Genomic DNA, 9,582 nt, shown 5'->3' with positions numbered 1-9,582 from the left:
GGTTATCGCCACGTTCATCACCGGCTTTATGCCGGGCAAAGACCAGCTCAATCCACAATATTAACCAGCGGTCAATGCGTAACTTCTATATCGGTCAAAACATCGATGTTGCCAAAGCCTGCCGGGAATTGGATCAATGTTTACTGACTGATGATGAATTATCGGCCGGTAGGACGTATGGCAAACCTACCGGGATAAGTTCCCTGGATGGTTGGCTAATGAGCAGTCTTGATCGCACTGTTCATGCAATTGGCGCTGGCCTGTTAATAAGTTTGGGCTTGTTGTCGCCGTGGCTTAAGGACAAGCGTTTGAAACGCATTGTGTCGAATTTAATTGCTGTAGTGGGGGGCGTGTTATTGGCGGATGCGTTGCTGCATCTGCTACCGAATGCCATTGCCGAATTCATTTACGGCTCACACAGGTAAATTTATCACCAAAGAATTTCCGAATTAATGAATAACGATGAATCTTTCATTTGAAATAGTTGCGGGCGCTATCGGCGCAAGCTTTCTGGTCAGCCTTACCTCGCTGAGCGGCATGTTTGCGTTATGGATTGAGGCGGAACGATTAAAACGCATTATTCCGTATTTGGTCGCTCTGGCTGTCGGCGTGTTATTAGGCGACGCCTTTATTCATCTGATTCCCGACGCGGTAAACCGTCAGGGCTCGATCTCAATGGTTTGTTTCGCGACTCTTGGCGGTGTTTTTGTGTTTTTTATCTTGGAAAAAATGGTGCGCTGGCGGCATGATCATTACCTTGATGGGCTTGATCAAGCCGAGTACATCAAGCCCATTGCCAAGATGAATTTAATGGGCGATGCCGTCCATAACTTTGTCGACGGCATTTTGATTGCGGGCAGTTTTTTAGTCGATTCGGTCTTAGGTTTTACCACGACCTTAGCGATTATTGCTCATGAAATCCCACAGGAAATCGGCGATGTCGGCGCACTGGTTTATGGCGGATATTCACCCGTTAAAGCGGTGCTCTACAACTTTTATTGCTCGCTGACTGTCGTTGCCGGCGCAGTATTTACCCTGTTGTTCAGTCAAGCGGCGGAATCTTCGTTGGTGTTTTTACTGCCGGTTGCTGCCGGCGGATTCATCTACATTGCCGCCACCGACATGATTCCGGCTTTACACGAGCATTCGACACTGACCCATCTGTTCGGGCAAACCGCTATCTTCGCATTCGGTATCGGCTTCATGCAGTCAATTATTATTCTGGAACGTTTTTTATTCAATCAATGAGGACAAACATGGTTGCCAGCGCACAACATTTAATCACGCCGCTTTGTTCTCAAGCTTATCTGTCCGATGACGTGGCCGATTTGGCCCAAATCTATCAACCCGGCATCAATCTTTGTCTGATAGAACGTCAAGTCGATAACGAGCTGAACAGCTTTGTCGAGCATTTGTTAAAACTCTCCAATCCGGTCAGTTTTGTTGAAAGCATTGATTTTGCATCATTCGATTTCTTTAGCCTGCTGCCTCAGACAGGATATTTACCGGGTTACCGGGAGTTTTGCAAAGATGTGGCCGCTTTAACCGCGCTTTATTGCGATTTATTCGAGTTGAAGCGTGTCGGCTTGCGTTTGAATACCTTGGATCATGCCATGTATCCCAAATTTCATGTCGATTCGGTGACCTGCCGCCTGGTGTGCACTTACGGCGGCGTCGGCACCGAATGGCTGGAAGACGCTTATGCCGACCGGCGTAAATTGGGCAGCGGTTCAGGCGGTTTAAGCGACGAACTCTCTGGCCTGATTTTGGATGATAACGCGATCCACAAGATGCCGCCTTATGCTATCGGTTTGTTGAAAGGCCGTCTTTGGGAAGGCAATGAACAGCATGGTGCGATACATCGTTCACCAATGTTGACGTCTAATTCACCCCGGCGCTTGTTATTGACGCTGGATTTTGGCTGAGTTTGTTACGCAAACTTCATTTTATAACCGAGAGGATAGTCCATGCCTGATTCCAACCGCTCCACACCTGTTTCCGTCACCATTTTGACCGGTTTTTTAGGCGCGGGAAAAACGACGCTGTTAAATCGCATCCTGTCCGAGGAACATGGCTGCCGCATTGCCGTCATCGAAAATGAATTCGGCGAAGCCGGTATCGATAACGACCTGCTGATTCAGGGTGAAGAGCAAATCGTTGAAATGAACAACGGCTGTATTTGTTGCACCGTGCGCGGCGATTTGGTGCGGATTTTGGGCGAGTTGGCGGAAAAACGGGAGAACGGCTTGCTGCACTTTGAACGCGTCATTATCGAAACCACCGGACTGGCGGACCCCGCGCCTGTCGCGCAAACGTTTTTTGTCGAACAGGATATTGGCGAATATTATGTGCTCGATGCGATTATTACCGTCGTTGATGCCAAACACGCACTCAAACAGCTTGCTGAATGCCATGAAGCGGAAGAGCAGGTCGGCTTTGCGGACCGCTTGTTGTTATCCAAAACCGACTTGATCACGCCGGAACAACTCACTGTATTGGAAGCGCGATTACGCGCGATCAACGCCCGAGCACCTATCGCTCATGTTCATTTCGGCGAAACCGACATCGGTGAAATTCTCGACATACGCGGTTTCAATCTGAATGCTGTACTGGAAATCGAGCCCGATTTTCTGGAAGACGTCAGCCATGAACACGATGCCGGTGTCGCGTCTTTCGTATACCGCACCGACAAGGCTTTCGATGCGGCCAAAATGATCGCCTTTATCGACATCATGGTCAGGGATTTTGGCAACGATTTATTGCGCTATAAAGGCATCGTTCATATAGCGGGCTGCGATCGCAAGGTGATTTACCAAGGCGTACACATGCTGCTGGCAGACAGTATCGGCGTGCCGTGGGCGGCCGATGAAATCCGCCGGTCAACCTTGGTCTTTATCGGGCGTAACCTGCCCAAACAGGCCATACACGAAGCGCTGGACAGTTGCAGGATCATTTGAGATGTTGACGCGTTTAACAGGCGGACGGATTTTCGATCCCTCCCAAGGCCTGAACGGCACGGTTCAAGACCTGTTTATCCGCGATGGCGTGATTATTCCCAAGCCCGATTTCGACGTGAGGATTGATGTCGATTATGACGTCTCCGGCAAGGTCGTCATGGCCGGGGCGGTTGATATTCATAGCCACATTGCCGGCGGCAACGTTAACACCGCGCGCTTGTTGCTGCCCGAACAGCACCGCAACTTCATGGCCCGCAAGTTGGGCCACGCGTTTAGTACGGCGCGTTGGTCAACCACCGAAACCGGCTATCGCTACGCGCAAATGGGTTACACGACCGTCGTTGAGCCGGCGGTATTGCCCGCTAATGCGCTGGATGCCCATTTACAGATGGCCGATATTCCGATCATCGATACCGCGGGCCTGGCCATTCTCGGTAACGATGATTTCCTGTTGCGGCTGTTGCGCGCTAAGTCCGGCCAAAACCAGGTCAACGATTATGTGGCCTGGACCTTACAGGCGACCCGCTGTTTGGGGTTAAAGGTGATTAATGCCGGCGGCTCCAATGCCTTTAAATCGAATGTGCGAAGTTTTGCCTTGGATGCTGTGGTGCCGGATTACGGCGTGAGCTCCCGGCAGATTTTGCAGACGCTGCAGCACGCGGCGTGCGACATTCAACTGCCGCATCCGGTGCATGTGCATTGCAATAATTTGGGTATTCCCGGCAATGTCGATACCGCTATCGCCACCATGGAAGCGGCACAAGGCTTGCCGATGCATTTGGCGCATATCCAGTTCTACGGCTATGGCAACGAAGGCGATAAGGGCTTTTCTTCGGCAGCGGCGAAACTGATAGACGGATTTAACAAGCATCGCAATATTACGATGGACGTCGGCCAAGTATTGTTTGGCCAGACCGTGACAATTTCCGGCGATGTGATTGCCCAATACAGCCGCCGTAACGATGCGACGCCCAACAAATGGGTGATGTGGGATGCCGAATGCGAAGGCAGCGGCGGCGCTGTTCCGTACTATTATCAGCAACAAAGTTTTGTTAACAGCCTGCAATGGCTGATCGGCTTGGAAATCTTTTTGCTGGCCGAAGACCCGTGGCGCTTGTTTTTCACCACCGATCATCCCAACGGCGGGCCGTTTACGCGCTATCCGCATTTGATCCGGCTGTTAATGGATTATGATTTTCGTCTGGAATGTATGGACCAATTGCATCCTGAAGCGGTCACCATGAGTTTGTTAAAAGATTTGAAAAAAGAGTTTTCGTTATATGACATTGCCGTCATGACCCGAACCGCTGCGGCGCGTATGTTGGGTTTGAAGGATAGAGGCCATTTGCAGCCCGGCGCCATTGCCGATATTGCGGTGTACACGCCGCAAGCCGATAAGGAAGTCATGTTTACCGAGGCTGATTTTGTCTTTAAAAACGGTGAAGTGGTAGTGAAAAACGGTATCGTACAGCAGCGCCGTAACGGCACCACGCAAATGATCCAAACGCACTTTGAACCACACATCAAACGCGAACTACAGGCCTACTACGACCGCTTTTATAACCTGAGCCTGGATAATTTCAAGGTGGCGGATGTCAGTTTCAGGCAGGCCGATAGTGAGCGCTTTGTCAGCCATGATGCCGGACAGCCTTATCTTGCCGCACCAGCGACAATCTAAACCGCCTGTTATGGATAAACAAAATAAATGCCGTTACAACAATTAATCATGAATCTGTCAAACAACCTTTCTATTACTTCCAAAGAGCGAGAAAAAGACGTTTATCTTGAACTCCTGCGTCACGATGCGGCGCACCTGATGGCCGAAGCGGTCAAAGAGCTTTATCCTACAGCGCAAGTCGCTATCGGTCCGGCTACCGAGAACGGCTTTTATTACGATTTTGCCCTTGCCGAGCCGTTCATGCCCGATAATCTCGTCCAAATTGAAATGCGCATGCAGGAAATCGTTGATCGCGCCGAACCGGTCATACGTGAGGAATGGAGCCGCGAGCAGGCTATTGCGCATTTTACCGCCGCCAATGAACGCTTCAAGTTGGAACTGATTCAAAATATTCCTAATGGCGAGACGATCTCGGTTTACCGGCAAGGAAGTTTTCTCGATCTTTGCCGTGGCCCGCATCTGGAAAACACCGCGCAGGTGGGAAAGGCGTTCAAATTATTGAAAGTCGCCGGAGCTTACTGGCGGGGCGACCAGAGCAAACCGATGCTGCAACGGCTCTATGGCACGGTGTGGACGACGCGCGCCGATCTTGAACGCTACCTTCAGCAGTTAGAAGAAGCCGAACGTCGCGATCACCGGCGATTGGGACGTGAGATGGATTTGTTCCACTTTCAAGAGCAGGCGCCCGGCGCGGTATTTTGGCATGCCAAAGGTTGGCGCTTGTTTCAGCGTTTAATCGACTACCTGCGCCAACGCCAGACGACAGCTGGCTATGAGGAGATCAACACGCCGGACATCATGGATATTTCCTTATGGGAAGCTTCCGGTCACTGGGAGAAATTCGGCGACAACATGTTTACCACGCAAACGGGGGATGACCGCATCTATGCGCTTAAGCCGATGAATTGCCCCGGCGGGGTCCAAGTGTTCAGGCAAGGGCTACGGAGTTACCGGCAACTCCCCATCCGTCTGGCCGAGTTTGGTAAGGTGCATCGTTACGAACCTTCCGGTTCTTTGCACGGATTAATGCGCGTGCGCGCTTTTACCCAGGACGACGCGCATATTTTCTGTACCGGAAAACAGATCACGGATGAATGCCTGGCAATTTGCGAGTTAATTTTAAGTATTTACCGTGATTTCGGTTTCGAGGACATCCGCATTAAATTTTCGGACCGTCCCCTACAACGAGTAGGTAACGATGCCGTCTGGGATCAATCCGAACAAGCGTTGCGATTGGCCATTGAAGCCAGCGGATTGCCTTATACGCACAATCCGGGGGAAGGCGCTTTTTATGGGCCGAAACTTGAGTTCGTCCTGCGTGACGCGATTGGCCGCGACTGGCAATGCGGTATCTTGCAGGTCGATTTAAACCTGCCGGAACGCTTAGGTGCTCATTACATCGACGAAGAGGGGCATAAACAAGTGCCGGTTATGTTACATCGGGCGTTGTTTGGTTCGCTGGAACGTTTCACCGGCATTCTGCTGGAGCACTACGCAGGATGGCTGCCGTTTTGGCTTGCGCCTCTTCAGGCCGTCGTCGCGTCAGTGACTAGCCAAGGAGACGACTACGCCGCCGAACTCTGCGAACGGTTATGCTTGCAAGGATTGAGCAGCGAAACGGATCTGCGTAATGAAAAAATAGGCTACAAGATTCGGGAGCACACTCTGGCTAAAATTCCACTGTTGATCATTGTAGGCAAGCGCGAAGTGAATGAAAAATCGCTTACGTTACGCTGGTTGAACGGTGGACAACAGGAGTACTTAACGTTGGAAGAAGCCCTCGCATGCTTTGCTGACAAAAACAAAAATCCTCAAGCGCTAATAAACAAACGATGAAAAATTACAGTTTGTCCTCATCTGCTAACGCTATTGAACGCATACCCGTATTCATCATCAGCGGTTTTCTCGGCAGCGGGAAAACCACGTTATTGAATCGTTTATTGAGTCATGCGCCCAAATCCGCCGTGATTATCAATGAATTCGGTACCACCCCGATCGACCAACAATTATTGCGCGAGCATAAAGTACCTTTATCGACCTTGGTTGGCGGTTGTTTATGTTGCCAAGTACGCGGTTCGTTAACGCCCTTGCTTAAAAATCTGCGCATGGCTTGGGATTCTGGGGATAAACCTTTCGAGCGAGTGATTATCGAAACCAGCGGCGTTGCCAATCCTGAACCGGTTCTGGATATTCTGTTAAGAGAGCGTTGGATAGCCAAGCGTTATAGTTTACAAGGCGTTATTACTACCGTTTCAGCGGTTATGGATGAAGATCATTTTGATTATTTTCCTGAAGCGCAAGCGGCTTGTGCCTGGGCAGACATGGTCGTAATGACACAAACTGATTTGGCAACAGATCAACAAATTGAACGAATTAGTGCGCGACTGGATCAATTAGCCCCCGCTGCAACCCGGTTGACCGCTGTGCAAGGCGAGCTTGACCACAGTGCACTACTCAACTTTCCGAAGAAATTTCGGCGACTGCGTGATACTGAGCTGCCCGATTTACCCGATCACGGTTTTAGCAGTATCGCCTTGCAACTTGAGCATCCGCTACCGTGGGAACGCATACAGAAAGCGTTGGAATACCTGATTGTTCATTATCCTAAACAGCTCATCCGCTTAAAAGGCATGGTTTACACACCTGGGCAAAATCAACCCTTACTGGTGCAGGGAGCCGCCGGAAGGCTTTATCCTGCAACGCGGCTGCCGGTAAGAACTTCTGATGATGGCATTGGACGACTGGTTATTATTACCCAGGGTGGCGTAAAAGATTTAGCTGAAGAGCTGATGGCACAATTACGTAGTAATAATTTGTGACTTGACCATTCACTAACAGCTAATCTGTTAGCTGGAAGTTTAAAACCTGACAGAGAATGCGTCGGACAATGACGAAAGAATTCTAATCTTACGCGGTCTGAGCCTCATGCCTGCCGCTTGGTTGAGGCATAGCCTAAATTGACACGCAGTCTATCGTCAACGTGCTTGACTATCCTCGGAGTAGATTGACTTCAACAGTGACATGCACTAGTTCTTCGTGAATGCTGAGTTGTCGCCTGAAGTCATCCGGCTCTGCGGCATCCGTGACGGCGAGCGAGAGGACGCTCGCGTATTTGCCCTTACCGACACGCCATACGTGCAGATCAGTGATATCGGCCTTGATTGGGCTTGCGTCGATGACTTCTCGGATTTCTGCCACCACAGGGGCGTTCATCTCGGCATCGAGTAATACTCGTCCGGTATCACGCAGCAACCCATAAGCCCATATTGCGACCAAGCCTGCACCGACAATACCCATGACTGGGTCAAGCCAATTGGCCCCCAAAAATTTGCCGCCGATCAGCGCCAGTATCGCGAGCACAGAGGTAGCTGCGTCAGCCAAAACATGCAGATACGCGGAACGCAGGTTCAGGTCGTGATGGTGATGACTGTCATGCTCGTGATGATGGGTATGACTATCCTTGAGTAGCCACGCACAAGCAAGATTAATTAGCAGGCCGACCATCGCAGTCGAGATGGCTTGATTATAATGAATCGGCGACGGTGAGAACAGACGCTCAACAGACTGGTACAGCATCAACCCTGCAACTCCAACCAGGAAAACCGCGCTGGTATAGCCGCCCAGCACCTCAATCTTCCAAGTACCAAAAGCGAACCGCACATCGTGGGCAAAGCGGCGAGCTGCACCATAAGCGAGCACCGACAGACCGAGCGCCAAGGCGTGCGAACTCATGTGCCAGCCATCAGCCAACAACGCCATTGAGTTGAACATCAAACCGCCGACGATCTCCGCCACCATCATCACCGCGGTTAATACCAAGGCCCAGCGCGTGTTTCTTTCCGCCAGAGGGTTGCCCTCGTCAAAAACGTGAGAGTGACGCCAGTTGTCAACAGAAGCTGAGGATTGCATTTAATAGAGTCCTTGGGTTAAATAAAATATATACTATACCCCAGTATATTTTCATGCAATCAAAAGAGACGACATGGCCCATACGATCAAATCCAAGAAACAATTGTTGACACGTGTGCGCCGTATTAAAGGGCAGGCTGAGGCGCTGGAAAAGGCGCTAGAGCGGGAATCGGAGTGTGCAGCGGTTCTTCAGCAAATCGCCGCAATTCGGGGCGCAGTTAACGGACTGATGACTGAAGTGCTAGAAGGGCACCTTCGCCAGCACCTTGGCGCGGATGATCTTTCCCCACAGCAGCGGAGCGAGGATTTGGAACAGTTGGTGGGAGTGCTTCGCTCTTATCTGAGGTGAGATAGCTTTAGAATACGATTTTTTCCGTTTCGTGAGCTCCACCCTATACGGGTCTCCAGTACATTGTGGGTCGAGGCAATCATCAACCTTTGAGCGATGAGGCGTTGCAATTGAAAGTCGGACACAGCATCAGTGAAATCTGAAAAACGAATCGTGTATACTTTGGCCACTACGCTCCCTCCTTGGGATATTCCGAGGCATGGTCGGATTTCAAGCCATTGCCGGCGATTTCGCGGCGATTGATAAATCGACCAATGAAGTGATTGTGCCGCAAACGCTAAGCAATAGTTACGGCGTATTTGCGGTGGAATCGTTCGATGCCGGCGCGTTTGCGAATCAGCTTGGTCTTCGGGTCGAAGACACGACGCTGGAACCGCAAGGGTTGTCCAGCCTTAATTATGTGCCGGTCAGCGCGTCCGCTTCCAGTTTGTGGAAGATTAACGACAGCAATAGCGTCAATCTGGCGATAACCCGCTCGCAACGTGCGCCGCAAATACAGGAGCTGCTGGCTAATGGTTACCACGACGCGACCCGCAGCTTTGAAGTCGGCAACCTGAATTTGCGCGAAGAAACTTCCTACAACCTGGATTTGGGCTATAAATTCAAAGCCGACTGGATTAAAGCTCAATTGGACCTGTTCCACAATTGGGCCGGCAATTATATTTACCAGCAACGTAACGGCGAATTTA

At 50.7% G+C, this 9,582-nt stretch carries 10 protein-coding genes; 9 read left to right on the top strand and 1 reads right to left on the bottom strand.

Annotation, left to right across the window (positions count from 1 at the left end; translation table 11 throughout):
- The 7 genes from EKO24_RS06925 to EKO24_RS06895 all read left to right on the top strand — a co-directional run.
- Positions 1–425 (top strand): hypothetical protein (locus EKO24_RS06925; protein ID WP_206667226.1); only part of this gene is annotated, 425 nt, incomplete at its 5' end.
- A gap of 37 nt (positions 426–462) precedes the next feature.
- Positions 463–1,248, top strand: coding sequence for a ZIP family metal transporter (locus tag EKO24_RS06920; RefSeq protein ID WP_127027143.1), 786 nt, complete (start codon positions 463–465; stop codon positions 1,246–1,248).
- Positions 1,245–1,925 carry a DUF1826 domain-containing protein gene (locus EKO24_RS06915; RefSeq protein ID WP_241674423.1) on the top strand — a complete coding sequence of 227 codons (681 nt, stop codon included), beginning with the start codon at positions 1,245–1,247 and terminating at the stop codon, positions 1,923–1,925. Before EKO24_RS06920 ends, EKO24_RS06915 begins: the two co-directional genes overlap by 4 nt.
- Positions 1,926–1,967: 42 nt before the next feature.
- Positions 1,968–2,957, top strand: coding sequence for a CobW family GTP-binding protein (locus EKO24_RS06910; protein WP_127027145.1), 990 nt, complete (start codon positions 1,968–1,970; stop codon positions 2,955–2,957).
- A gap of 1 nt (position 2,958) precedes the next feature.
- On the top strand, positions 2,959–4,635 hold the full coding sequence (locus EKO24_RS06905) for a formylmethanofuran dehydrogenase subunit A (RefSeq protein ID WP_127027146.1): 1,677 nt from the start codon (positions 2,959–2,961) through the stop codon (positions 4,633–4,635).
- Between the two features lie 48 nt (positions 4,636–4,683).
- On the top strand, positions 4,684–6,471 hold the full coding sequence (thrS, locus tag EKO24_RS06900; protein WP_206667225.1) for a threonine--tRNA ligase: 1,788 nt from the start codon (positions 4,684–4,686) through the stop codon (positions 6,469–6,471).
- Positions 6,468–7,454 (top strand): CobW family GTP-binding protein, encoded by a 987-nt coding sequence (locus tag EKO24_RS06895; RefSeq protein WP_127027148.1) that lies wholly within the window; start codon positions 6,468–6,470, stop codon positions 7,452–7,454. The genes thrS and EKO24_RS06895 overlap by 4 nt, the downstream gene beginning before the upstream one ends.
- 169 nt (positions 7,455–7,623) lie before the next feature.
- Here the strand turns inward: EKO24_RS06895 and dmeF are convergent, their stop codons facing one another.
- Positions 7,624–8,544, bottom strand: a complete 921-nt coding sequence (gene dmeF, locus EKO24_RS06890) for a CDF family Co(II)/Ni(II) efflux transporter DmeF (RefSeq protein WP_127027149.1) — start codon at positions 8,542–8,544, stop codon at positions 7,624–7,626.
- A gap of 73 nt (positions 8,545–8,617) precedes the next feature.
- Between dmeF and EKO24_RS06885 the strand changes: the two genes are divergently transcribed.
- Together EKO24_RS06885 and EKO24_RS06880 are read left to right on the top strand one after the other, a co-directional pair.
- On the top strand, positions 8,618–8,893 hold the full coding sequence (locus EKO24_RS06885) for a metal/formaldehyde-sensitive transcriptional repressor (RefSeq protein WP_127027150.1): 276 nt from the start codon (positions 8,618–8,620) through the stop codon (positions 8,891–8,893).
- A gap of 199 nt (positions 8,894–9,092) precedes the next feature.
- Positions 9,093–9,582 (top strand): TonB-dependent receptor (locus EKO24_RS06880; RefSeq protein WP_143733196.1); only part of this gene is annotated, 490 nt, incomplete at its 3' end.

Origin of the sequence: Candidatus Methylobacter oryzae, assembly GCF_003994235.2 — a bacterium.
Lineage (GTDB): Bacteria > Pseudomonadota > Gammaproteobacteria > Methylococcales > Methylomonadaceae > Methylobacter_A > Methylobacter_A oryzae.
This window is presented reverse-complemented; position numbering and strand designations above follow the sequence as displayed.

Excerpts from the sequence above, each read along its gene's own strand:
- EKO24_RS06920 (WP_127027143.1), top strand. The coding sequence starts at position 463 with ATGAATCTTTCATTTGAAATAGTTGCGGGCGCTATCGGCGCAAGCTTT.
- EKO24_RS06915 (WP_241674423.1), top strand. The coding sequence starts at position 1,245 with ATGAGGACAAACATGGTTGCCAGCGCACAACATTTAATCACGCCGCTT.
- EKO24_RS06910 (WP_127027145.1), top strand. The coding sequence starts at position 1,968 with ATGCCTGATTCCAACCGCTCCACACCTGTTTCCGTCACCATTTTGACC.
- EKO24_RS06905 (WP_127027146.1), top strand. The coding sequence starts at position 2,959 with ATGTTGACGCGTTTAACAGGCGGACGGATTTTCGATCCCTCCCAAGGC.
- thrS (WP_206667225.1), top strand. The coding sequence starts at position 4,684 with ATGAATCTGTCAAACAACCTTTCTATTACTTCCAAAGAGCGAGAAAAA.
- EKO24_RS06895 (WP_127027148.1), top strand. The coding sequence starts at position 6,468 with ATGAAAAATTACAGTTTGTCCTCATCTGCTAACGCTATTGAACGCATA.
- dmeF (WP_127027149.1), bottom strand. The coding sequence starts at position 8,544 with ATGCAATCCTCAGCTTCTGTTGACAACTGGCGTCACTCTCACGTTTTT.
- EKO24_RS06885 (WP_127027150.1), top strand. The coding sequence starts at position 8,618 with ATGGCCCATACGATCAAATCCAAGAAACAATTGTTGACACGTGTGCGC.